This window comes from Cohaesibacter celericrescens, from assembly GCF_002866925.1.
In the GTDB taxonomy this organism is placed as follows: domain Bacteria; phylum Pseudomonadota; class Alphaproteobacteria; order Rhizobiales; family Cohaesibacteraceae; genus Cohaesibacter; species Cohaesibacter celericrescens.
Genome location: NZ_PKUQ01000031.1, coordinates 279,453 through 303,255 on the forward strand (window position 1 = coordinate 279,453; position 23,803 = coordinate 303,255).

General features: G+C 51.1%; 23 protein-coding genes. 9 read left to right on the top strand and 14 right to left on the bottom strand.

Annotation, left to right across the window (positions count from 1 at the left end):
* Window positions 1-195: 195 nt before the first annotated feature.
* The 3 genes from gtfA to C0081_RS15650 form a co-directional block, all read right to left on the bottom strand.
* The gene (gene gtfA, locus C0081_RS15640; RefSeq protein ID WP_101534758.1) at window positions 196-1,671 is read right to left on the bottom strand and encodes a sucrose phosphorylase; all 1,476 of its coding nucleotides are present in this window, start codon (window positions 1,669-1,671) and stop codon (window positions 196-198) included.
* Window positions 1,672-1,874: 203 nt separating this feature from the next.
* Window positions 1,875-2,690: a response regulator gene (locus C0081_RS15645; RefSeq protein ID WP_101534759.1), complete on the bottom strand. Its 816-nt coding sequence runs from the start codon at window positions 2,688-2,690 to the stop codon at window positions 1,875-1,877.
* A 14-nt stretch (window positions 2,691-2,704) separates the two neighbouring features.
* A complete protein-coding gene (locus C0081_RS15650) occupies window positions 2,705-4,315 on the bottom strand; it encodes a sensor histidine kinase (protein ID WP_101534760.1) in 1,611 nt (536 codons plus the stop codon).
* Between the two features lie 279 nt (window positions 4,316-4,594).
* Here C0081_RS15650 and C0081_RS15655 point away from each other — a divergent pair, with 279 nt between their 5' ends.
* On the top strand, window positions 4,595-5,080 hold the full coding sequence (locus C0081_RS15655; protein WP_101534931.1) for a low molecular weight protein-tyrosine-phosphatase: 486 nt from the start codon (window positions 4,595-4,597) through the stop codon (window positions 5,078-5,080).
* A 76-nt stretch (window positions 5,081-5,156) separates the two neighbouring features.
* On the opposite strand, the gene thpR is transcribed toward C0081_RS15655, so the two are convergent.
* The 3 genes from thpR to C0081_RS15670 all read right to left on the bottom strand — a co-directional run bounded on the left by thpR (window position 5,157) and on the right by C0081_RS15670 (window position 7,860).
* Window positions 5,157-5,894: an RNA 2',3'-cyclic phosphodiesterase gene (thpR, locus tag C0081_RS15660; protein ID WP_245417968.1), complete on the bottom strand. Its 738-nt coding sequence runs from the start codon at window positions 5,892-5,894 to the stop codon at window positions 5,157-5,159.
* Between the two features lie 100 nt (window positions 5,895-5,994).
* Window positions 5,995-7,050, bottom strand: coding sequence for an aldo/keto reductase (locus C0081_RS15665; protein WP_101534761.1), 1,056 nt, complete (start codon window positions 7,048-7,050; stop codon window positions 5,995-5,997).
* Window positions 7,051-7,149: 99 nt separating this feature from the next.
* Complete coding sequence (locus C0081_RS15670) at window positions 7,150-7,860, bottom strand: arylesterase (protein WP_101534762.1); 711 nt, start codon at window positions 7,858-7,860, stop codon at window positions 7,150-7,152.
* Window positions 7,861-8,075: 215 nt separating this feature from the next.
* On the opposite strand from C0081_RS15670, the gene C0081_RS15675 reads away from it, so the two are divergent.
* The 3 genes from C0081_RS15675 (at window position 8,076) to C0081_RS15685 (ending at window position 12,371) form a co-directional block, all read left to right on the top strand.
* Window positions 8,076-8,768, top strand: a complete 693-nt coding sequence (locus tag C0081_RS15675; RefSeq protein ID WP_101534933.1) for an ABC transporter ATP-binding protein — start codon at window positions 8,076-8,078, stop codon at window positions 8,766-8,768.
* Window positions 8,769-8,778: 10 nt separating this feature from the next.
* Window positions 8,779-11,388 (top strand): ABC transporter permease, encoded by a 2,610-nt coding sequence (locus C0081_RS15680; RefSeq protein ID WP_101534763.1) that lies wholly within the window; start codon window positions 8,779-8,781, stop codon window positions 11,386-11,388.
* A 227-nt stretch (window positions 11,389-11,615) separates the two neighbouring features.
* Window positions 11,616-12,371, top strand: a complete 756-nt coding sequence (locus C0081_RS15685; protein ID WP_101534764.1) for a Bax inhibitor-1/YccA family protein — start codon at window positions 11,616-11,618, stop codon at window positions 12,369-12,371.
* A 98-nt stretch (window positions 12,372-12,469) separates the two neighbouring features.
* Here C0081_RS15685 and C0081_RS15690 read toward each other — a convergent pair whose 3' ends face one another.
* Both C0081_RS15690 and C0081_RS15695 read right to left on the bottom strand, forming a co-directional pair.
* On the bottom strand, window positions 12,470-12,841 hold the full coding sequence (locus C0081_RS15690) for a DUF2794 domain-containing protein (protein ID WP_373236792.1): 372 nt from the start codon (window positions 12,839-12,841) through the stop codon (window positions 12,470-12,472).
* Window positions 12,842-13,047: 206 nt separating this feature from the next.
* Window positions 13,048-13,347: a hypothetical protein gene (locus tag C0081_RS15695; RefSeq protein WP_101534765.1), complete on the bottom strand. Its 300-nt coding sequence runs from the start codon at window positions 13,345-13,347 to the stop codon at window positions 13,048-13,050.
* Window positions 13,348-13,875: 528 nt separating this feature from the next.
* Between C0081_RS15695 and htpG the strand changes: the two genes are divergently transcribed.
* The 5 genes from htpG to C0081_RS15720 all read left to right on the top strand — a co-directional run bounded on the left by htpG (window position 13,876) and on the right by C0081_RS15720 (window position 20,167).
* A complete protein-coding gene (gene htpG / locus C0081_RS15700; RefSeq protein WP_101534766.1) occupies window positions 13,876-15,810 on the top strand; it encodes a molecular chaperone HtpG in 1,935 nt (644 codons plus the stop codon).
* 228 nt (window positions 15,811-16,038) lie between these two features.
* Window positions 16,039-16,932 (top strand): diaminopimelate epimerase, encoded by an 894-nt coding sequence (gene dapF, locus C0081_RS15705; RefSeq protein ID WP_101534767.1) that lies wholly within the window; start codon window positions 16,039-16,041, stop codon window positions 16,930-16,932.
* Between the two features lie 6 nt (window positions 16,933-16,938).
* Window positions 16,939-18,195: a tRNA (N(6)-L-threonylcarbamoyladenosine(37)-C(2))-methylthiotransferase MtaB gene (gene mtaB / locus C0081_RS15710; protein ID WP_101534768.1), complete on the top strand. Its 1,257-nt coding sequence runs from the start codon at window positions 16,939-16,941 to the stop codon at window positions 18,193-18,195.
* A gap of 56 nt (window positions 18,196-18,251) precedes the next feature.
* Complete coding sequence (gene ftsY, locus C0081_RS15715) at window positions 18,252-19,484, top strand: signal recognition particle-docking protein FtsY (protein ID WP_101534769.1); 1,233 nt, start codon at window positions 18,252-18,254, stop codon at window positions 19,482-19,484.
* A 47-nt stretch (window positions 19,485-19,531) separates the two neighbouring features.
* Entirely contained in the window at window positions 19,532-20,167 is a 636-nt protein-coding gene (locus tag C0081_RS15720; RefSeq protein WP_101534770.1) for a septation protein A, read from the top strand.
* A 25-nt stretch (window positions 20,168-20,192) separates the two neighbouring features.
* On the opposite strand, the gene C0081_RS15725 is transcribed toward C0081_RS15720, so the two are convergent.
* The 6 genes from C0081_RS15725 to ccmA form a co-directional block, all read right to left on the bottom strand.
* The gene (locus tag C0081_RS15725; protein WP_101534771.1) at window positions 20,193-20,423 is read right to left on the bottom strand and encodes a hypothetical protein; all 231 of its coding nucleotides are present in this window, start codon (window positions 20,421-20,423) and stop codon (window positions 20,193-20,195) included.
* Window positions 20,424-20,542: 119 nt separating this feature from the next.
* Complete coding sequence (locus C0081_RS15730) at window positions 20,543-21,190, bottom strand: DsbE family thiol:disulfide interchange protein (protein WP_101534772.1); 648 nt, start codon at window positions 21,188-21,190, stop codon at window positions 20,543-20,545.
* Between the two features lie 19 nt (window positions 21,191-21,209).
* Window positions 21,210-21,389 (bottom strand): heme exporter protein CcmD, encoded by a 180-nt coding sequence (gene ccmD, locus C0081_RS15735; RefSeq protein ID WP_101534773.1) that lies wholly within the window; start codon window positions 21,387-21,389, stop codon window positions 21,210-21,212.
* 9 nt (window positions 21,390-21,398) lie between these two features.
* Window positions 21,399-22,217, bottom strand: coding sequence for a heme ABC transporter permease (locus C0081_RS15740; RefSeq protein WP_101534935.1), 819 nt, complete (start codon window positions 22,215-22,217; stop codon window positions 21,399-21,401).
* A 214-nt stretch (window positions 22,218-22,431) separates the two neighbouring features.
* A complete protein-coding gene (gene ccmB / locus C0081_RS15745; protein ID WP_101534936.1) occupies window positions 22,432-23,091 on the bottom strand; it encodes a heme exporter protein CcmB in 660 nt (219 codons plus the stop codon).
* Between the two features lie 5 nt (window positions 23,092-23,096).
* Window positions 23,097-23,777, bottom strand: coding sequence for a heme ABC exporter ATP-binding protein CcmA (gene ccmA / locus C0081_RS15750; RefSeq protein ID WP_101534774.1), 681 nt, complete (start codon window positions 23,775-23,777; stop codon window positions 23,097-23,099).
* Window positions 23,778-23,803 lie beyond the last annotated feature (26 nt).

Consider the following 23,803-nt stretch of genomic DNA (forward strand, 5'->3'; position numbering starts at 1 on the left):
CCTAAATTTTAGTCATTTTGATGTTCAAAACCTAGCCTTTGCTGCATAATTCTTGAGCTGCTTATAATGAGCGCAAGTTTTTGGCTTTGGCAAGCCCGAAATCTGTTGATATTGGTAAATGTGCGTATTATCGAAAATTTGCCGATCGAGGATGAGCACTCTGTGCTCCTATTTGTTTCGGATCTACAAATTTCATCAGCAATAGTTGGGTTCAACCTTGAATGTCTGCTCAGCATCCTGTGTCGAGTGGCGAATTTTGGCGGCCATCACAGCAAAGTCGACAGACAACTGTGCCCACTGGGTGCCGTTGCGCCATTCCAATATCAGGGATGCCGAAGTTGGCTGATCAAGTTTGAAGGTGCCGTTAAATGCGGGATGCCTATTGCGAAACTGAATGAGGTTTATCAATGCTTGCACCATTGGTGTTTGTAGGGCTTGGCTGACTTCGTCTTTATTAAAATAGTGGCGGTTTATATCGCGCCCAACGTCGGTTCTGGCCAATAGATCCATGTCGTTGGCAGCCCCAAACAGGCCGACATAATAGACTTGTGGAATACCCGGAGCGAAGAATTGCACCGCCCGTGCAATGAGATAGTCGGTTTCGCGACGTCCCAGAGCATCATAATAGGTTGAGTTGACCTGATAGAGATCAAGATTGGAAGCGGCGGCTCCTGTGGCCTGAAGGGACGTGCCTCTGGTGCGTTGGTGTATGGTTTTTACCAGTGCGTCGATGGCGTCCGGATCAAGTAGGCCCGGGCGACCATCCGCATGTGGGCCTACGTCGATGACGCCGATACCGTCATGAGTGTCGAGTACCGTCATGGCGTTGCGGGGACTTATCGCCAGCCAATCACTCAGGGGTTTGGCGTCACCGGTGAATAAGGCGTGGAGAATGAGCGGCGGCAGAGCAAAATCATAGACCCGATCAACCTTGCGGGAAATCTCGATCTGGTCCTGATAGTAGCTATGAATCTCGACCAAAACATCCATGCCGAGGGTTTTTGCCTTACTTGCCAGCTTCTCAAGGAACTCAAATGTTTCTGGTATCATGAAACAGCTGGTGCCAGATTTTTTGATGGCATATCCAGCTGCGTCAAGCCGAATGCTTTTGATACCGGCACGGGCAAACGCCATTAGGATCGATTCAAGATAAGCAGCGCCCTTTTCACTATGGACATCGATATCGATCTGTTTTGGGGTGAATGTGGTCCATATCAGACGTTTGCTGCCGTCTTTTAAGGTCACGTTGGTGAAAGGCAATCCCGGACGTGGGCGGTAGATGGCGAGCAAATCGTCTTCCGTTGCGCCTTTGGGGAATATAGTGCTGTAGCTGAGGAATAGCGGCGCAAATTCGGAGGAATCCCCTTTTTCAAGAAAATCCTGAAACGGAGCCCCATCAGCGGAGACATGATTGACGATCAGGTCCGCCATAACATCGGTGGATTGGGACAGCGCTTTCACGTCGCTCCAGTCGCCCAGTCTTGGATCCACAGTCGTGTGATCCATGGGATCGAAGCCAGCATCTGCTCCGTCATGAGGAGTGAAAAAGGGGAGGGTATGCACTGTGCCGAACAAGCCCTGCAACGGACCATCAAGCATGGATTTTAGGTCGATAAATGTGCCGCCCGTCAGTCTATCGACATAGGTAATGAGTTGTACCTGGTTTTTCATTCGTCCTGATCCTCAATAGTATGGCGGATCTTTCGGGCAATCGGGGGCTGAATCGATCCGGATCATTTACGCAGCATTTTACGGCCATTTATCATTTACGGTAAAGCGTTCTGATCGCGCTATGCGCGGGTAATAAACGGGGGCTTTACCCAAATTGCTTCCCGTCGGTGACCGGCTCAGCGACACTTAATGAGATTTTGTAATTATTTATTCTGTGTGGCGGTAAGGATTATTTTGAAAATCTCAACTGGTGGGTATGGGTAGTCAATGGTTTGGCCAATGCCCAATTCGACGAGTGCTTTTTTTAGGGATTTGTCGACGGTGTCGTTGCACATCAATACCATTTTTCCGCGCCCGTGGGTGGTTTTGGTTTTTGCCATTCCTGAAATGAAATAGTGGACAATCTTGCTGTAGACAAGGAAGCATAAATCGTTGCGTTCCACCACGTCCTTCCGGGTTGCCAGATCGTTTTCCGGGATGAATTCCACCAGACAGCCCAGTTCGTTTAATGCACGTTCAATGGGCAAGATGAATTTATGAGATTTGGCGATCAGGGCGACGGAAAGGGGGTCTTTGTTGTGATGTTCTTCTTTTAGCGCACTATAAATACGCTTGAGGCGCGATTCGTTGGTTTCCTGAATACGGTGAACCTGTTGCAGGCGCGTTTCTACTGTTGCCAACAGCAGGTCATAATCTATCGGTTTGGTTAGATAGTCATCGACGCCCATTTTTTTACCAGCGAGGATGTCTTCTCGGGTTGCTTTGGCTGTTAGGAAAATGAATGGGATTTCGTCATGCTGAGGCAGTCGCTCACGCACCAGTTTAAGGGTCGTTGGGCCGTCGATCAGGGGCATCATGATGTCGCAGAGCACCAAGTCTACGGTCTCATATTTTAGTATTTCAATGGCTTCTTTGCCGTTGGTTGCTGTGAGAACGTCATAGCCTGCGTCCTGTAGTTCTTCGCTGATATCGGCGAGGAGTAATATTTCATCTTCGACGCACAGGATTTTGGTAGCCATCGATTCTTCTCCTGTCAGGACGCTATCTTTTCAGTGCTTTTGGATAGTTGCGTCAGGCTTTCTGACGCTTTCTCGGTTTGGGCTGTATCTATCGCGATGGAAGCAGGAAGGAAAATGGTGAAACAGGATCCTTCGCCAACCACGCTTTCCACTTCGATGTGACCGCCCTGTTCTTTGAGGGCCATTTGCGTGAAATTAAGCCCAATACCAGTGCCAGCGATGCCGCTTGATGTCGAGGCGCGGTAATATTTGTTGAAAATTTTGGACAATTCGGGTTTGGGTATACCAACCCCCTGATCATGCACTTCGATTTTCAAATAACGCTTATCCCGTTTGCCGACAACATGGATCGGAGCGTTCTGATCGGAATATTTGATAGCGTTTGACAGAATGTTGCTGAGGCATTGATCCAGAAGATTCTGGTCGAAAGAGGCAAGATCGGGCAGCGCATCAAGGTTCCATTCCATCACGGTATGGTCTTGCATTTCCAAATGCAAATGACAGAGTTTTTCCAATGTGCTGCGGAATTTTTGCGTTTTGGCTTCCACTTTGATACCGGCAATCTCGTCGCTTGAGAAATCCATAAACCGGTTGATCAAATATTGCATGCGCTCGACAGAGTCGCGAATGTTGGATACCCGCTCGGCCAAGCGCTCTTTGGGCATATTGTCGATTCTGCGTTGAATGCGCTGGGCGTTGCTATCAATGATTGCTAATGGCGTTTTGAACTCATGGGATGCCATGGAAACAAACTCGCGCTGGGTATCGGACAAGTTGATTTCTTTTTGCAGAAGTTTGACCAATTGATTGGTGTGCTCTTGCAATTTACCGGTCTGTTCCTTGTAGGCGGAAATATCAGAATAGGTGATGATTTTGCCGCCGTTCACCGTTGCAGATTGCTCGATGCGATACCAGCAATCATCATGCAGTTTGCTTTCCTTGCTAAAGCGCTTCTTGCCGTTATTGTCATATTCTTCGGTTGAACAAGGCACTTGAAACCCTTCGATTTTCGAAATATGTGAGTTTCGTGCCAAGTGGCGCCTGAGGGAAGGATACAGCTTCTGCATGCGGATATTGGCGAGCACAAGGTTGTTATGTTCGTCAAATACGATGAGGCCGTCGTCAATGGCGTTGATAGCATTGACCAATAGATCTCGATTGTAGCGCACTTCGCGGACGCTATTCTCTAGTTTGAGTTCTAGCTCATACTGGATGGCTTCCAGATTGGCTTCATAGGTGCGCTGTTCTGTGACGTCTGTGTAAATGGTTACAAAACCGGCCTCACCGATGGGATTGCCTTGAATCCGAATGATTCTACCATCTGGTCGTTCGCGTTCAATTTCGTGCGCAATGAAGCGTCTGGTCAGGTCCATCCGTTCGGCAACCTGTTCTTCGATGTCGCCGGTGCCATAATCGCCGCGCTCAGCGTTGAAACGGAAAATGGCTTGCAGAGAAGGATTTTTTTTAATGACGCTGATGGGCAAGTCGAGCATTTTGCAAGCGGCCCGATTGATGAAAACCATATTGAGGTCTTTATCGATAACAGAGATGCCCTGATGGACAGACTCCATCAAAAACGGCAGTAGATTTTCTTCAAGCTTGCCATCGTTAATATAGTAGGGCATTTGATTCTCCGGTCTGTATTCTGCCGAAGTTATAGGGTAATCATTAATTTAGATAAAATGTCACTTCAATACGCAGGTAAGTCGTGTCGAGGCTTGATGAAATCACCCTGTGGGGTATCTCCATCTTGATTCTAGACTTGACGGGGTGTTTGCTCGTCACTTTGGCTTATGTTTCAATGCCGCACCCCGATTGGCCCACAGGGGTTGCGGCTTCGCCTTTCGTTGCATAATTTGAATGCAAGCTGTTTGGCTAGGTCCTATTCCGATAAGAAAATTGATATGAAGCCTGTTTACCCCACATCCATTTTGTTTGTTTGCCTTGGCAATATTTGCCGATCCGCTTTGGCTGAGGGTGTGATGCGCCATAAAGTTCAGCAAGCAGGATTGGATAATCGCTTTCTGCTGGATAGCTGCGGCACGGGTGCTTGGCATGTTGGTCATCCACCAGATCATCGTTCTATCGAAGTGGGCCGAGTCCATGGGGTGGATCTGTCGGATCTCAGTGCTCGCAAGCTTTGTCTGGATGATTTTTATGCCTTTGATTTGATCTTGGCGATGGATCGTAGCAATCTGGCTGATCTTAGATATTTACAGCCACGCGATGGCACTGCGGATCTGGCGCTCTATCTGGATTATTGCGACCTCGGCCCGCAATTGGGTTTTAACGAAGTGCCTGATCCCTACTATGGTGGAGCGGATGGATTTGAGGATATTTTTCAAATCATCGATCGTGCTACTGATGTTTTGTTACAAAAATATCGGTGAAATTATATGGTTGTCGGGCCTAGGGCGGCGGTCTTTTGAACCTGTTGAGGGCCGTGTTGCTGCATCCAGGGTTTTTCTATAACAAGTCAAATGTTTCTTCGACGACATAGGGGCCGCCGCCAATGCTGTCTCTGGATGAATACAGCACAAAGCGTGGCACCGTGAAATCCTGGGTTCGAAAATTGCCATGCAGCGCCAGATAATTGGCAACGTCGATCGGCGCGGCGCTTTTGTTCAGCCGCGCCAGTGTCACATGGGGGGTGTAATCATGTTTGTCGGATTTAAGGCCAAGCCGTCTCATTCGGCTGGTGATGTCTTGATGCAGCAGTGTCAGGTCTTCACATGTCTTGACTGCGGCGAAAACTGAATGGGGATTTTTTGATCCAAAAGAGCCAAATCCGTGCAGGGAGAGATCAAACTCAGGCAATTGGATCTGCGACATCTGAAAAGCAATCTCATTGGCCAGATCATAATCAACGTCACCCATATAATGCAGGGTAATGTGATAATTGGCTTCATTGATCCAGCGTGCGCCATGCAGTCCGCCTTTTTGTAAGGACAGCATGGTGGATATGGAGGACGGGATTTCAATTCCGGCAAATAAACGTGGCATCATTAGGCTCCAGTTTGAGGACTGGTGGCTCGGGATATCGGGTGTGTTGGACCCAATTGGATCACGCAACAGATTGTTTTGAGCAGCGGTCAGGCCATACAGCCATTGATAGTCGAGGCGAATCACATGTGTGCGGTATTCATTTGAGCGTAACGCAGACCAACCGCGGGCTATATGACAATGCTCTAAAGTGATCGTCATTCAGCATGCTATTCAGCACTCAGCTTCAGAGGGGGTGCTCCATCCGATATTAGATGGAGCACCATTTGTTATGTCCAATGTTACGTCAGTGATAGGCCAATTATGGGCACGGGTTGGAATGCAGCATGTGGACGTCGTTGATCGCTTTTTCCATCTCTTCGGTGATGACCAGTTGCTGAGAGGCGATGTCGGTTTTGAGCTGGTCCATCTTGGTCGCACCGAGAATGGTGGATGTGGTAAAGGAGCGAGAGGTTGCAAAGGCCAGCGCCATTTGGGCGACATCAACACCAAAATCTTCGGCAACTTTCATATATCCGCGAACGGCAGGATCAGCGCCAATGGTTCTGTAGCGCGCCCCGAAATTCTTGAACAGAGCCATACGCGTGCCTTCCGGGGTTTTGCCATCCAAATATTTGCCGGTGATAAAGCCTTGTCCCAGAACCGAATAAGCCAATAGACCAACATTCTCTCGCATAGCCACTTCGGCCATATTGACCTCAAAGGTGCGGTTGAGGAGGCTATAGGCATTTTGCACGGAAACCACACGCGGGCCGGTGCCTGCGTCCGCTTCACGCAGATAATTCATTGTTCCCCAGCCGCTTTCATTTGACAGGCCTAGGTGGCGGATTTTGCCCGCATCCACAAGTTCCTGCATGGCGGCCATTGTTTCGGCAATTTCCACTTCATCTTCAGCATCTGCTGGATGCGTGTAAATAGTCGGATTGGAGCCAAACTGGGTGACATTGCGATCTGGCCAGTGAATTTGGTACAGGTCGATATAGTCCGTTTTCAGTCGCTTGAGGCTTTTGTTGACCGCTTCGTGGATCTGGTCACGGTTCAATCGACCCAAAACACCACCATCGCGGAACCACGTGCCGCTTGAGCGCCCTATTACTTTGGTCGCCATAATGATATCGCTGCGATTGCCGCGATCGGCCATCCAGTCGCCGATGATTTCTTCAGTTCGGCCTTGTGTCTCTGCTTTTGAAGGAACAGGATAGAGTTCGGCGGCATCGATAAAATTGATGCCCTGATCGACGGCATAGTCGAGCTGTTCATAGGCTTCCGCTTTGGTATTCTGTTCACCCCATGTCATCGTTCCAAGGCATAGGCTCGTTACATCTAGGTCTGTACGACCGAGTTTTCTCTTTTCCATATCGGGATCCGTTTGATTGGTAGAACAAGAACCGGCAAGCGTTAGGATCTTGTATGTCAGGTGGGGTGCTCGCCTAAGCTCTGAGGCGACGCCGAGTAATCAATTTAGTGATTTTACAATGTCTATGACAAAAGGCGCAATCTTTTTGACAATAATTTTTATGCCTTCTTCATTTGGATGCATGCCGTCGCTGAGATTTAAATCGGTTATGGCGGCAACACCATCAAGAAAGAAAGGGTAGAAAGGCACGGAATATTGTTTGGCCAACGCCGGAAAAATCGCGTTAAATGCTTGGATATAGTCGGCACCCATATTGGGAGGGGCCTGCATGCCGATCAGACCGACGGTAATATTGCGGCTTTGGAACTTTTCAATCATTTCTGCCAAATTTGCTTTGGCCCTATCGACAGGCAAACCTTGCAAGGCATCGTTGGCCCCAAGTTCCAACAACACAATATCAACGCCGTCCGGGGTTGACCAGTCCAGTCGCGCAAGGCCCGCTGCGGTGGTGTCGCCTGAAACCGCAGCGTTGATGACTTCGACTGCGAGGGGTTCCTCGTTGAGGCGTTTTTGTAGTTGATCGGTGAACCCTGCTCCGGATGGCAATTGATACCCAGCAGACAGGCTGTCACCAAAGGAAAGAATTTTGATGGGTTCGGCTGCTTGAATTTTGGACACACTGAATAATGCGATAAGAAAAAAAAGGCCAAATGCGATTGTGATGCGTAGAAAGGTCTGTTGCTGGCCTTGCTCGCGCGTGACTGCTTTGGCTTGGGAGTGGCGTTTTGTTGAGCTCGAAATGAAATGCATAGACGTGTTCACCTGCAGAAAATCGATCTAATTCTTTGATTCTGTCGTTATTGATCCCATATCAGGGAAATCATTTATTCATACGACGTTTGACAATACTGCGGATCATGCCCGCCCTTTCAATATAGGATAGGATAATCGTGACTTCATCCACCAATGCAAATGAATCTGAGAAAGACGGTTCCGGCGCAGTTCATACATCACGGGAAAATCATATTATTTCTCTGCATGATGTTTACTTAAGTCTTGGGTCTGGGCATTCGCGCGTTGATATTTTGCGGGGTATCGATGTTGATATCGATCGTGGTCAATCGGTCGGATTGGTTGGGCCGTCCGGGTCTGGCAAATCCACCTTGTTGATGGTGATGGCTGGGTTGGAGCAGGCCGATCGCGGCAAGGTTTTGGTTGAAGGCAGTGATTTGTCTGTGATGGATGAAGACACGCTGGCTCGCTTTCGTGGCGCGCAGATTGGTATTATTTTTCAGTCTTTCCATTTGGTGCCGACCATGACTGCGCTGGAAAACACAGCCATCCCATTGGAGCTGGCTGGTCGCGCTGATGCGTTCGACATTGCCAAAGCTGAATTGGAGGCGGTTGGGTTGGGGCATCGTATCCAGCATTATCCTGCGGAATTGTCCGGTGGTGAGCAGCAACGGGTGGCCATTGCCCGTTCTCTGGCGCCAAGGCCCTCCATTTTGATTGCCGATGAGCCTACCGGTAATCTGGACGCCGAGACGGGAAAAGAAATTTCTGATTTGATGTTCCGCCTTCACAAAGAGCGGGGCATGACCCTGATGTTGGTGACCCACGATCCCAATCTGGCCGATCGCTGCGAGCGTGTCGTGCGCTTGAAGTCTGGTCAGTTGGTCGAGACGCCGCACCATGATGAAACCGAAACATTGAATTGAGGAGACGGGAATGGAGCAAGTCGCTATCAAACCGGCTCTAAAGACATCAGCGGCACCGGATGCTGATGGATCGGGTCTTCGCGGGCTGTCTTATGTAGGACTTGCCTTCCGTTTTGCCTCTCGCGAGTTGCGCGGTGGCTTGAGCGGTTTTTATATTTTCCTTGCCTGCATCGCATTGGGCGTTGCCGCAATTGGCGGGGTTGGATCAGCCTCCAAAGCGCTAACGGGGGGATTGGAGGAGCAGGGGCGAGAAATTCTGGGTGGGGATATCTCCCTGTCTGTGACGCAGACGCGAATCTCCGATGAGGAGCGTCGATTCCTATCGCAATTTGGCACTATCAGCGAGATTGCGACCCTTCGGGCAATGGCTCGCACGCAGGATTCTGCGGAGCAGGCATTGGTTGAAATCAAGGCGGTCGATGGCGCCTATCCTATGATTGGTAGTCTGGATACCAAAGCGGGGGGCAAACTGTCCGATGGTGTGGTGATTGCTGATCCGTTGTTGTTGGACCGTTTAGAATTGAACGTTGGTGATCCCCTTGTCGTGGGGGTCAAAACTTTCACAATTGGCGATGTTATTGCCAATGAGCCAGATGCTCTGGCGACGGGCATGGCGTTGGGGCCGCGATTGTTGATGATGCAGTCCGATTTGCAACAGACTGATCTGCTGCAACCGGGGTCGATTGTCCGTTGGATCAACCGGATAGCCATGGCTGGAGACCCAGATCTGGCGTCGGTTGGTGCGGTTGTTGAACAAATCAAACAAGCTTATCCGGATAACGGATGGCGTATTCGCTCTCGTGCTGAAGCGGCACGGGGGCTGGCGCGCAATATCGAGCGCTTTGCAGCCTTTTTGGTGCTGGTGGGTCTTGCCTCGTTGATTACCGGCGGCGTTGGCATTGCCAATGCGGTGCAGGCTTTCATTGCATCGCGTCAAACAACCATTGCAAGCTACAAATGCATGGGGGCACCAAGCTGGTTGATTGTCGGGATTTATCTGGCGCAAATCATCTTTATTGCATTGATCGGTATTGCCATTGGGCTGTTTTTTGCCTCGCTGGTGCCGTTCGTTCTAGAGTCCGTAATTCCAGAAACGATGCCACTGGCATCGGCTTTGTTCCACCCATGGGAGTTGGGTAAGGCGGCGCTTTTCGGTCTATTGGCGGCATTGCTATTCTCCATTCGTCCGTTGTTGCGGGCGCGCTCCATTCCGGCAACGGCGCTGTTTCGGGATCAGGTCGCGCCGATACATTATCATGCCAGCAAAATGGATTGGCTGATCACTCTGGGCCTTGCATTGATGCTGGTTGGTCTGGTCTTGGCAACGGCCAGTGTGTTTATGGTTGCGGCGAGCTTTCTAGCCGGCATGGTGGTGGTGTTCGTCCTGCTGCGTTTGATTGCTTATGCCATTATGAAAGGGGCTGCCAAGATGCCCCGCCTCAAACGTGTTGTGCCGCGGTTGGCGATTGCCAATCTGCACCGGCCGGGTGCGTTGACCCCGTCGGTGGCGCTGTCGTTGGGACTTGGGCTTAGTTTACTGGTTACACTGGTGTTGATTGATTTGAACTTGCAGCAGCAATTGACTGGCTCTTTGCAAGAGAAGGCGCCGAATTTCTTTTTCATCAACATTCAGAATAATGAAGTGGATTCATTTGAAGCACGCTTGGATGCTTTGGCACCAGGGAGTGAGCGAGACCGGGTGGCGATGTTGCGGGGCCGCATTGTTTCGCTCAAGGGCATTCCGGCCAGCGAATACAAGGCGCCCGAAGGGGCAGGTTGGGTTTTGCGTGGCGATCGGGGCCTAACCTATTCGGATGTTTTGCCAGAAAATTCCACATTGGCCAAAGGCGAGTGGTGGCCTAAGGATTATACAGGCAAACCCTTGGTTTCGTTCGATGCGGAATCGGCTGAAGAATTGGGGTTGGACATTGGTGATGTCATCGCCGTGAATGTTTTGGGTCGCACAATCGAAGCGGAGATACACAATCTGCGTCAGGTGGAATGGCAATCTTTGGCAATTAATTTTGTCATGGTATTCTCACCCAATACATTTGCGGGCGCCCCCCATGCTCACTTGGCAACCCTGTCTTTGAAGCCACAACAAGGTGCAACTGCGGATACAACACGCCAGCAAGAATCTGCCGTGATGAAGGCGATTGTAAAAGACTTCCCGGCGGTGACATCCGTGCGGGTAGGGGAGGCGCTTGATCAGGTTAATGATTTGGTGCGGCAGTTGGCTTGGGGGATGCGGGCCGCGTCTTCGCTTGCTATCATCGCTTCGATCCTAGTGCTTGCTGGTGCTCTGGCTGCGGGGCAGCGAGAGCGCATTTATGATGCGGTTATCCTAAAGACGCTTGGCGCTAGCCGAGCGCAGGTGCTCGCCGCATATAGTCTTGAATATGGTTTGCTTGGTTTGATTACGGCTATTTTTGCCCTCTTCATCGGGCACGTCGGGGCCTATTTGGTGCTGACTGAGGTGATGACGATGCCCTTTACATGGCAACCCGTTGCTTCTGCTTTGGCCGTCCTGCTGGCGATGGTTTTGACCATCTTTCTGGGGCTTGTCGGGACTTGGTCTAGCCTTAATCGCAAACCTGCGCAGATCTTGCGCAATGGGTAGCGGGTGCTATGAGCGGGTTCAAAATTGGCAGCAAGGTTACAATATTGTAACCTTGCTGCCTGAATTTACAAAAGAACACAAAAAAGACTTGAGCTTATAGTAAAAGCTCCCCATATAATTATCGCAACACCGTTTTAGCGAGCGGCGAATGGGTGTGCTTGGGCAAAGCCTTTAACAGGAGCCGTGCAGCCAAGCCGTTCAGATTTTTGAGTTTATGAGGAGAAACCATGTCGAATGATTTCCGTCAGAGCGCACAGCTTGGTGGCCGCGCCGCCGAAATGGCGCGTATTGATCAAGGCCTGCGCAGCTATATGCTCAAGGTCTATAATTACATGGCCATTGCACTGGGGTTGACCGGTGTTTTTGCTTACGGCATTTTCAAAATGGCGTTTGTACAGCAAGGCGGTGACGTTGTCGGCGTTACCCAGTTGGGTGCAACGTTGTTTAACAGCCCTCTGAAGTGGGTTGTGATGTTTGCGCCGTTTGCAATGGTGATGTTCTTAAGCTTCCGCATTCAGAAAATGAGCGCAGGCACCGCGCAGGTGGTGTTCTGGGTTTATAGTGCGATGATGGGCGTGTCGCTGGCTTCGATTTTTGCCATTTACACTGCGCAGTCTATTACTCAAGTCTTCTTCGTCACGGCTGCCGCTTTTGCCGGTCTCAGCCTGTATGGTTACACCACAACCAAAAGCTTGTCCGGTTGGGGCAGCTTCTTGATGATGGGGCTGATCGGTATTGTGATCGCGTCTATTGTCAATATTTTCCTTGGCTCAAGCGCTCTGCAATTTGCGATCTCGGTGATTGGTGTATTGGTCTTTGCTGGTCTGACCGCTTATGACACCCAGCAGATCAAGGAAATGTACTATGAAGGCGATTCGTCTGACACCATGGGCAAAAAAGCCATTATGGGTGCGTTGCGTCTGTATCTGGACTTCATCAACCTGTTCCTGATGCTGCTGCAACTGTTCGGCAATCGCGACTAATCAATGCCAATATGACAAACAAAAAGCCGCTCCATTCGGGGCGGCTTTTTTGTGTCTTTTTCTAACTTGGATGGGTTGGGCTTTGGTGACAAGGGCGCCTATTTCTCCACGATCTTTAAGAGCTTTTGATTGAGCAATTTTATGATTGTGTTGAGGTCCTGACCACGTTTGAGGATAAGCCCTTGTTGAGACAGCAAACTGTAGGCACCTTGTTTGCGGGCCAGTTTGGGGTCTTTTTCGATGCGGTATATCGGCATTTCGCCTGTACGACGGAAGATGGAAAAGACAGCGCGGTCTTTTAGCGCATCAATGGCATAGTCTCGCCACTCTCCTTTGGCCACCATGCGACCATATATATTTAAAATGGTCATCAACTCAGTACGATTGAAGCTGATTTGCTGAATTGGCTTTTGTTGACTGGAAGGCTGGCTGGCTGATTGATTGGCGCGGCGACTTGCCAGCGAAGTCACACTTTCATCTGCATTGTCGAGCAAGCGATCCTCCTTTTGCGGGAACAGAGCGGCGCGTCTGCGGCGAAAGCAGATCACATCTGTCCATGATTGCCGCAAAATCAAGGCTTGGCAAGGGCAGGGCACACAGAAGCCTGAAAACGAATAAAGCGGCACGCTTCCATGCCGCTTTATTCGTCTATCTGTGGTGTTTTGTCGTTTTAGGCTTAACGGCCTTTGAGCAACATGCCTGCCAACCCGGTTAATACGCCGCCACCAGCGGCACCACCGGCGATTGACCCAACAATCGCACCAATGTCCAGCCCTGAACCTGCATCCCCTGATGCGCCCCCAATCAAGCCGCCAATGATGGGGCCAAGAGCCTGTCCACCGGCAAGGCCGCCGATGCCGCCAGCCAGCAGCTTTGGTAGAATTTGCATGGCTGCCTGTTTTACAACAGTGCCAACGATGCCACCGCCAACGACGCCTGAAATGACCTGAATAATGATTGGAATGAGCATTTCCATTGATTTTTCTCCACAAAATCTGTATCGGACTGCCCCTGGGCAGCCCGTCGCTTCTTGTCTCAACCCAACATCCGTAAATACCACTATAGCAAAAATCACGATGTAGTAACCTGATATTTCGATATTGTTGTTGTGGCTTAGATTTCTATGAAATGATCACAAAATTGCCTTAATTCAGCCCTTGGAAAGCCATGCTACAGCACCAATATTGAACCTGTTGCCTCACGGTACGGCGTTACAGCGGGTGTCTGCCTCTGCCCCCATTGTCAAGCACTCGCACGCTGGGTCTCGATAGGGCGTCTTCGGCCCTAGCCATCGGTTGATGGTGCCTTCTTATTCGAGGAACTGACCGACTTGTCAGGAATTTTTGTCGGTCTTGCCAATTGTGTGACAACATCCCAACAGCTCCTTATCGGGGTGTCTTAACCGGCATCCCGTTTTTTTTGCCTCATTGGGCCGTCTTCACTTGAAAGCGGTTGGGTGTGTTGCTAGATCAGCCGTGACAATCATTAGTGGAAGGACCAATCTATGTCTGATCAAACGCAACAAGCGGCGGGCGAAACCGAGACGCATTCATTCGAAGCAGAAGTCTCCCGTTTGCTCCATTTGATGGTGCATGCGGTATATTCCAACAAGGACATCTTTCTGCGTGAGCTGATTTCGAACGCGGCAGATGCCTGCGAGAAATTACGCCACGAGGCTTTGACCAATTCCGACTTGATCAAGGATGATCCCGACTTCAAGATCACCTTGTCTTCAGACGGTGAAGCGGGAACGCTGACGGTGTGTGACAATGGCATTGGCATGAGCAAAGCCGAGTTGATTGATAATCTGGGTACCATTGCAAAATCTGGTACCCGTGCTTTCCTCGATCAATTGGCCAACAATTCAAACGGCGACGATGGGTCTGCTCTCATCGGTCAGTTTGGTATCGGTTTTTATTCTGCCTTTATGGTGGCGGATAAGGTCGAAGTGGTCTCGCGTCGTGCGGGCGACAGTGAGGCGTGGAGCTGGGTGTCTGACGGGCATGGCTCTTATGAGCTGTCTCCGGCTGCCGATGAAGATGCATTGCCGCGTGGCACCAAGATTGTGATGTATCTAAAAGATGAAGAAAAAAGCTTTGCCGATGCGGTTTCTATACGCCGGATCGTGCGGGATTATTCTTCTCACGTGCCTGTGCCGATCCAACTGATGCAGATGGATGAAGAGTCCGGCCAGCTGGAAGCGGAAGACCTGACCGATGGGTCTGCACTTTGGACCAAGTCCAAGTCAGATATCACGCAAGAGCAATATAAAGACTTCTATCAATATAGTTCTGGTCAGTTTGATGAGCCGGCTTTGACCATCCACTATCGCGCCGAAGGGCGTACCGAATATAGTGTGCTGGCCTTTTTGCCTGAGACCAAACCATTCGATTTGTTTGATCCCAATCGCAAAGGGCGTATCAAGCTTTATGTGCGTCGGGTGTTTATCACCGATGATGCCGATATCCTGCCTGCCTATTTGCGCTTTGTGCGTGGTATCGTCGACAGCGAAGATATTCCGCTGAATATTTCTCGCGAAATGCTGCAAGACAACCCAATCCTGACGGCGATTTCCAAGGGTGTAACCAACCGCATTTTGTCCGAGCTGGAGAAAATGGCGCAGAAAGACGAAGAGAAATTCACGTCTCTCTGGGAGGCATTCGGCGCGGTCATCAAAGAGGGGCTTTATGAAGACCCCGAGCGTCGGGATCAGCTGTTCAAGCTGGTGCGTTTCAACACCACCAAGGGTGAGAATCGCACTTTGGCGCAATATGTTGAGGATATGAAAGAAAACCAGACCTCAATCTATTATGCCTTGGGTGACAGCAAAGAGGCGATTTTGGCCAGTCCTCAGCTGGAAGGGTATCAGGCTCGCGAAGTTGAAGTGTTGCTGTTGGCCGATTCCGTTGACGCCTTTTGGGTTCAGACCGCGCTTGGTTTTGATGGCAAGAGTTTCAAGTCGGTCAGTCAGGGTGGTACGGATCTTGATGCTATCGAGAAACCCAAAGCTGAAGAAGAAACCGACGATAAGAGCGATGAAGACAAGGCCAAAGAGCAGGGCTCTCTTGCCGAGCTGATCACCTTCGTTAAAGAAACGCTGGGTGAAGATGTGTCCGATGTGCGTATTTCAAACCGGTTGGCGACCAGCCCTGTTTGTATTGTTGCGCCTGACTTTGGTCCTGATCGTCAGTTCGAGAAATTGATGCGCGGTCAAAAAGGCATGCAGGTTTCCTTGAAGCCAATTCTGGAAATCAACCCAGATCATGGTTTGGTTCTGGCGCTTGCCAGCCAACTGGAAGGTGCAGCTGACAAAAGTGATCTGAAGGACGGGGCTTATTTGTTGCTCGATCAAGCGCTGATTCTGGATGGGGAGCACCCTGCCAATCCGGCTGAGTTTGCTTCGCGCTTGTCCAAGGTCATGATGGCTGGTTTCAAATAACGGACCGACGCTTTTGATGTTTGACATCTGAATTGAAGCCGCGAAAGATCCTGTCTTTCGCGGCTTTTGTTGTATTTATAGCAAAATCGCTTTGTTTGCGCCGCTGGGATACCGTCTTTGGGGTGGTAATTGGCGCTGTTTTTCGCCATATAAGGCGAAATAGATCCGTCCAGTCTTACTGATGGCGGATCCTATTCTCATTGAAATAACAGGATTGGCTAAGACAGAATGGCCTCGCACGTGCAGTTTTTGAAAATGAATGGTCTGGGTAACGCATTTATTGTGATTGATGCGCGAAAGACGATGCCCCAATTGGGGGCCGATGCTGTGCGTTCTCTTGCCAATGCCCAGACCGGGCCGGGCTGTGATCAGTTCATCACATTGGAAGCGTCCCCCGCTGGTGCCGATGTTTTCATGCGCATCCACAATGCCGATGGTGGCGAAGTGGAAGCTTGCGGCAATGCTACCCGCTGTATTGGTCGTTTACTGCTTGCGGAGACGGGCAAGACTGTCGTCAGCGTTGAAACCGTTGTTGGCGTGTTGACCGCCTATCGCGGCGACAGTCAAGACATGGTGATGGTTGATATGGGCGTGCCCAAATTCGGCTGGCAGGATATTCCGCTTTCCGAGCCGTTTGAAGATACCCGCGCTATTGAGTTGCAGGTCGGGCCGATTGATGCCCCGATATTGCATTCCCCATCGGTTGTTAATGTGGGCAATCCACATGCAATTTTTTGGGTCAAGAATGACGTTGAAAGCTATGGTCTTGAGGCCAATGGGCCAATGCTGGAAAATCATATGATTTTCCCAGATCGTGCCAATATATCTCTGGCTCAAGTGCACAATAGCAAAGAGTTGACGCTGAAGGTCTGGGAGCGGGGTGTTGGTCTGACCCGTGCGTGCGGAACAGCAGCCTGTGCCGCAGCGGTGGCGGCTCATCGCAATCGTTTTACCGAGCGGAAGGTGCTGGTGCATTTGCCCGGAGGCGATCTCACCATCGAATGGCGAGAGGCGGATGAGCATATTTTGATGACGGGATCGACCGAACTGGAATATGTCGGTGACATTTCCCTTGATGATCTGACATGGCGCAAGTTGCCCGATCAAGACAGGGTGGGGTAACTGGATATGACAATCAAGGTTTTAACCTTCGGCTGTCGCCTCAACACTTACGAATCTGAAGTGATGAAGCAGCAGGCAACCGAGGCCGGGCTGGACAATGCCATTTTGGTCAACACTTGTGCAGTGACCAGCGAAGCTGTGCGCACTGCCAGACAGCAAATTCGCAAAGCCAAACGCGAAAACCCCAATGCGCGTATTATTGTGACGGGCTGTGCAGCCCAGACCGAAAGCGAACGCTTTGCTTCGATGGATGAAGTGGATCTGGTGCTTGGCAATGATGACAAATTGAAATCTGAGAGCTACGCCTCTGTGCCTGCATTTGGTGTGCCAATGGCCGAGAAGATACGCGTCAATGACATTATGAGTGTGCGTGAAACCGCGCTGCATCTGATTGACGGCCTTGAGGGGCGCGCGCGGGCTTTTGTGCAGATTCAAAATGGGTGCGATCACCGTTGTACCTTCTGTATCATTCCATTCGGGCGAGGAAACAGCCGTTCGGTGGCGATGGGGCCCATCGTCGATCAGATCGCCAAATTGGTAGACAATGGTTACGCAGAGGTGGTGTTGACCGGCGTGGATATTACCTCCTATGGCGCTGATTTGCCGGGGGAACCCAAGCTGGGGTCCTTGGTTAAATCGATCCTCAAGCATGTGCCTCAGCTGGAACGCTTGCGCATTTCATCTATCGATTCAATTGAAGCCGATCCAGATCTGATGGATTGCATTGCCAATGAGTCTCGTTTGATGCCGCACTTGCATCTGTCGTTGCAATCAGGTGACAATCTGATTCTCAAACGCATGAAGCGGCGGCACAATCGCGAGCATACCATTGCCTTTTGTCGTGATGTGCGGGCCTTGCGGCCTGATATGGTTTTTGGTGCTGACATTATTGTGGGCTTTCCGACCGAAACCGAAGAGATGTTCCAGCGTAGCCTGGATATCGTCGAGGAATGCGATTTGACCCATTTGCATGTCTTTCCTTATTCGGCGCGGCCCGGTACACCAGCGGCACGTATGCCGGCGGTGCGTGGTCCTGTCATTCGTGAGCGTGCCGCGCGTTTGAGACAGGTGGGAGAGGCCGCTCTTGCACGCCATCTGCAGTCCCAGATCGGACGGGATGTGCAGCTGTTAATCGAACGCAATGGTTTGGCGCGCACAGAGCAATTCACCATGACCGAGATTGCTGTCGGTGCGCCCGGTGATATTGTTGCTGCACGCATTGTGGACGCGACACACCGTCATTTGATGGCAGTTGGCCTGTAATAATCGACAGATCGGGCCAATGGGGTTGCGGTCTGAATTTGAAAAGGAGTGGGATCATGGCGAAACAAGGACGTTTCTCGCGGTTTCTGTTTGGGTCCTATGAGGAACCAAAAACAGCCGAGCCCACAGATGCTGATGCGGTTGATGGTGCAGTAGACGATGTTGAAGGCAACCCTGTTGACGTCATCGAAATCGCCGCCGATGATCGGCCCAAAGCTGACACAGATGCAGCTGCTCTGGTTGAAGTTGAGCCTTCACAAGAAGAGCTGCAAGAGATTGCTGCTGATGTGCTCAGCCAAGCCGAGCCAATTGCGGCCCCAGATGCAGACGTTGTGGCAGAAATTCCGGTTGAGCCTGAGACGCAACTGCCTTGGTATCAACGGCTCAAGCGCGGCCTTTCGCGCTCGTCGGGTGCTCTGGGCGAGGGTATTACCTCTATTTTCACCAAGCGTAAACTGGATGACGATACGCTTCAGGATCTGGAAGACATTCTGATACAGGCCGACCTTGGTGTTGAGACGGCGATGACCATCACCGAACGCTTGTCTGATGGGCGCTACAACAAACAAGTCACCGACCATGAAGTGCAGGAAATTCTGGCCGAGGAAGTGGATAAGGTTTTGGCGCCTGTGGCGAAACGGCTGCAGATTACCCAGCTAGAAAGCGGTCCTCATGTCATTTTGATGATCGGCGTTAACGGAGCGGGTAAGACCACCACCATCGGCAAGCTGGCGCAAAAGTTGGGCGCTGAGGGCAAAAAGGTGATGTTGGCTGCGGGTGATACCTTCCGTGCTGCGGCAATTGATCAGTTGAAAGTCTGGGGCGAACGCACGGGTGCGCCTGTGATCGCACGGGATGTCGGTTCTGACGCTGCCGGACTGGCCTATGATGCGATGAGCGAAGCCAAAGAGCAAGGCATGGATGTGCTATTGATTGATACGGCTGGGCGCTTGCAAAACCGCAAAGAGTTGATGGCGGAATTGGAAAAAATCGTTCGTGTGATCAAAAAGCACGATGAAACGGCACCGCACTCGGTGCTTTTGGTGCTGGATGCCACAACCGGGCAGAATGCGCTCAATCAGGTAGAAGTCTTTACAAAAATGGCGGGTGTGACCGGTTTGGTCATGACCAAGCTTGATGGGACCGCGCGCGGTGGTATTCTGGTGGCGATTTCCGCCAAGCATAAAATGCCGGTGCATTTCATCGGGGTGGGTGAAGGCGTGGATGATCTGGAGCCGTTTGAGTCCCGTGATTTTGCGCGTGCGATTGCCGGTTTGGCTGATGAATAGGATGCATCGATCTTGATGAGATCGGTCAAAGGAAATAAAATTATATTATGAGCAATTCAAATATCCCTACCGGACAGACACCAGAGCCGAAAGCTGAGCAAGGCCAATTGATGAAGTTGGTCTTGGAACTTGGGCCGCTGGCTGTATTCTTTTTTGCCAATGCCAAGGGAGACCTTGTGGCAAGCTGGTTGCCGTTTCTGTCTGATATGGAGCCGATCTTTATCGCCACGGCGTGTTTTATGGTCGCCACAATCCTCTCGCTTGCCGTTTCTCGCATCAAGTTTGGCAAGTTACCAATCATGCCGATGATATCCGGCGTGGTGGTGTTTATCTTTGGTGGCCTGACGCTGTATTTGCAGGATGATACCTTTATCAAAATGAAGCCGACGATCGTTAATTTGTTGTTCGGCTCGATTCTTCTTGTCGGTCTGTTGTTCGGCAAAAGCTTGCTTGGCTATGTGTTTGACTCGGTGTTTCAGCTCAATGCCGAAGGCTGGCGGATCCTGACCTTTCGCTGGGGTGTTTTCTTCTTCTTTCTGGCAATCGTCAATGAAGTGGTTTGGCGCAATTTCTCGACTGATATGTGGGTTAATTTCAAGGTGTTTGGCGTCATGCCGATCACGATGATCTTCGGGATGTTGCAAATGCCTCTATTGACCAAACATGGTTTGGAGCAAGACTAGCTCTTTTGCTTTCCTGGCCGCTTTGCTATTTGCTTGGCTTGATGCGCCGGTGGGTGCGGCCGTCCTTGTTGCTTTTGGGCAAGCCGAGCCTGTATTGTTGGCCACGGTTTGATTTAAGGTTTGACTGGCATGCTGCCTTTTTGTTTTTGAGGCAAATTGTGGTGTTGGACTGCTTGTTCTTGCCTGCTGCAAAGGCGGGATGGGCCATTGCTGCAAGGCACATGAAACAAATAGCCAGAGATATAGTGGATCGCATGATGGTCCTTTCCCAGCCCTAGGGGCTATTATGCATTAGGTCGTGGGGAAGAACGCTTTGGTTCAAAAAAAACGGGACCCAAATGAGGTCCCGTTTTTGTGTCTGCCATATTGCCTGATTTATTCTGCGAGAATTTCTTCCAGCTTGGGCATAAAGCTTGCCGCTAGAGAGCGCGGTGTCAGTGCGCCGATATGCTTGTAGCGAATGGTGCCGGTTTTATCGACGATGAATGTTTCTGGTGCGCCATAAACCCCCCAGTCGATGCCAACCCTACCGGATATATCCATGCCAACCGAATCGAAAGGATTGCCGTGATTGGACAGGAAGCGAGCGGAGTTTGCCGGTTCGTCTTTATAGGCAAGGCCGATCAGCTCGAACCGGTCGTCTTGAGTCATGTTTAGCAGCATCGGATGTTCATCCCGGCATGTCGGGCACCATGAGGCCCAAACATTGACGACCGAAACCTTGCCAATAAAATCCGCTGTTTTGAAACCGGGCATACTGCCACCGTCTGGTCGTTTGATGCCAAAGCTTGCATCAAGTGCAGGCAAGTCAAACTGCGGGGCCGGTTTGTTGATGAGCACTGACGGAATTTGGTTGGGGTCGGCCCCGTTGGCCATTTGCCATAAGAACAGGCTGGCCAGTCCCATAAAAATGACCAAAGGCAGTAGGATAAAAACGTTGAAGCCGCCCTTCTTGGTGTCGCTTTGATCGGTATTTTGACTGGACGGTTCGCTCGATTCTGAGGACTTTTTTGTTTCGCTCATCAGGTTTTCTTGCTCGTTTCTAATGTGCTGCAGGGCTGTTGCTGCGTTCGGACCGGCGGTGAATGCCGCGCGCTTCCAGTTCAGTCATCGTTTTGGCCTGTATCCGTCCGTCCCTGATGACCCAGATGATCAGCAAGGCGATTGTCGCAGCGACAATGCCGTAGGAAGCAAGGATAAAGCCGGCGTAATGTCCAAACATGTGTGCCTCCTATTGGCTTGCTGCAGGGCTTTGATTGCCCGGTATGGAGCGGGATGCCGCGGCACCGTTGCCAGAGGCGACTTTGCGTGCTGCCTGCATTTGCATGGTGCGGATACGGCGGCGCAAGATTTCATTGCGCATGGCTTTGAAATGCAAGGCAGTGAATAAAAGTGTGAAAGCCAAGGCCATAACCAAAAGCGGGATCAGGATGGAACTGTGCATCTTGGGGCCGTCCAGTGTGATGACACTGGCGGGCTGATGCAGAGTGCTCCACCAATCAACCGAGAATTTTATGATTGGCACATTGATGTAGCCCACAAGGGTGAGAATGGCGGCTGCTTTTCCCGCACGAATCGGGTCTTCCACGGTGCGCCATAGGGCGATTAGGCCAAAATAGATGATCAGCAGCACCAACATAGAGGTCAGGCGCGCGTCCCAGACCCACCAGGTGCCCCACATGGGTTTGCCCCAGAGGCTACCGGTAATAAGCGCAATGAAGGTGAAAGCGGCGCCCAAGGGGGCTGCAGCCTTGGCGGAGACATCAGCAAGCGGGTGTTTCCAGATCAATGTCCCCAAAGAGGAGATAGCCATCATCGTATAGGCAAACATCGCCAGCCAAGCCGCGGGGACGTGGACGAACATAATCTTGACTGTTGCACCCTGCTGGTAATCGTCAGGAGCAACAAAGAAAGTAAGATACAGCCCGATGGTAAATGTGATGGCAGTCAGTACCACAAGAGGGGTCATGATCTTGTCCAGTATGGCAAGAAAGCGAGTCGGGTTGGCCAAATCCCAGATACTAAACGATTTCTTTTCTGTCGTGGTCATGCCTAGTCCCTGACGTTCGATCATGTGAGCGCATTGGAATGGTCTGGTCAATTCATTCCGTTGGTCCACCTCCCGCATTTATACTTGGTCGGGAGGGGCATTTGTTGGCACATGATTATGGCGCAAAAATGCTCGTTGCTTTGACCAATATCATGTGTTTGACCTCTGGCGGATTACGATTTCGTAAGGAATAATCGCGCCCAAGGTGTTTGTTTTATTCCTGCGCGCTTCTGAGCGCGGCGGCGGCGGCCACGGGCCCAACGATCAAAGATAGTAAGGTGATGGCGCATAAAAAATAGAAAGGCGTGGTGAAAGGTGCTGGATCGGTGATGGCGCCAACCGAAGCACTGACGCCAAAAATCAAGATCGGAATGGTGAGCGGCAAAATCAGGATCGAGAGCAATAGGCCGCCACGTCGTAATATAACCGTCAGGGCAGCACCGATGGCCCCGATCAGTGTCAGCGCGGGAGTACCCACCAGCAAGGTGGCAGAAACGGCGGCGATGCCAAGCGGTTCAAGATTGAGGAACAGCGATAACAGTGGCGTGGCCAGCACCAGTGGCAGGCCGGTGGCGATCCATTGTGCTGCACATTTAACCAGAACCATCAGTTCCAGTGGTTGGTCACTGAGCAACAGTAGGTCAAGGGATCCGTCTTCCTGATCAGCTTGGAACAGGCGATCCAGCCCCAAAAGTGTTGCCAACAAAGCTCCTATCCAGAGAATGGCTGGCCCAAGGCGTGCCAGTAGATTCAGGTCCGGTCCCACTGCGAAGGGAAAGACGGTGACGACGATGAGAAAAAACAGCACCCCCATCAAGGCACCGCCGCCGATGCGCACGGAAAGCTTTATTTCGCGAACGAACAGGGCTCCCATTGCACTCATTGGTCGGTCTCCAGCGTGAGTGTGCTTGGTGGCGAGTCGGCGGGATCGCTAAAGTCATCCACCAAATCGTCTGTTCTGTTGCGATCCAACAGCAATCGGTCGGGATCAAGCAGACCCAGAGGCGCATGGGTAGCTGCGACGATCAGGCCTCCATTGGAAAGATGCTCGGCCATCAGGCTTTCGAGCTTGCGTTCAGAAGCGATATCGAGCGCCGACGTCGGTTCATCCAGCAACCAAAGCGGACGATGACAAACAAGGAGCCGGGCCACTGACAAGCGACGGCTCTGTCCGGCTGATAAATAAGCGGCAGGCATGTCAATCAGGTCTTCCAAATCAACCTCCCCCAGCGCTTCAAAAGCCGATCGTGTGGGATTGCCATAATAGGCTTGCCAAAAATCAAGATTCTCTTTGCAAGTAAAGGCGGGCTTGACCGCATCGGAGTGGCCAAAGTAATGAGCCTGTTGTCCAACCGTCAGGTCATCATCGCCGCCATCAAGCCGCATTGTGCCCGCTTGGGCGCGAACAAGGCCAGCGAGGGTGCGCAACAGTGAGGATTTGCCAATGCCGTTCGGTCCGGTGACAACCAGTGCCTTGCCGCCTTGTAGCTGGAAACCTATATTTTCTAGAACGGGCCGTCCTCCGCGGATGCATCCCAGACCTTCAACGCTTAAATGCATTTTGTTCCCGTCCCAGTCTTTGCCTT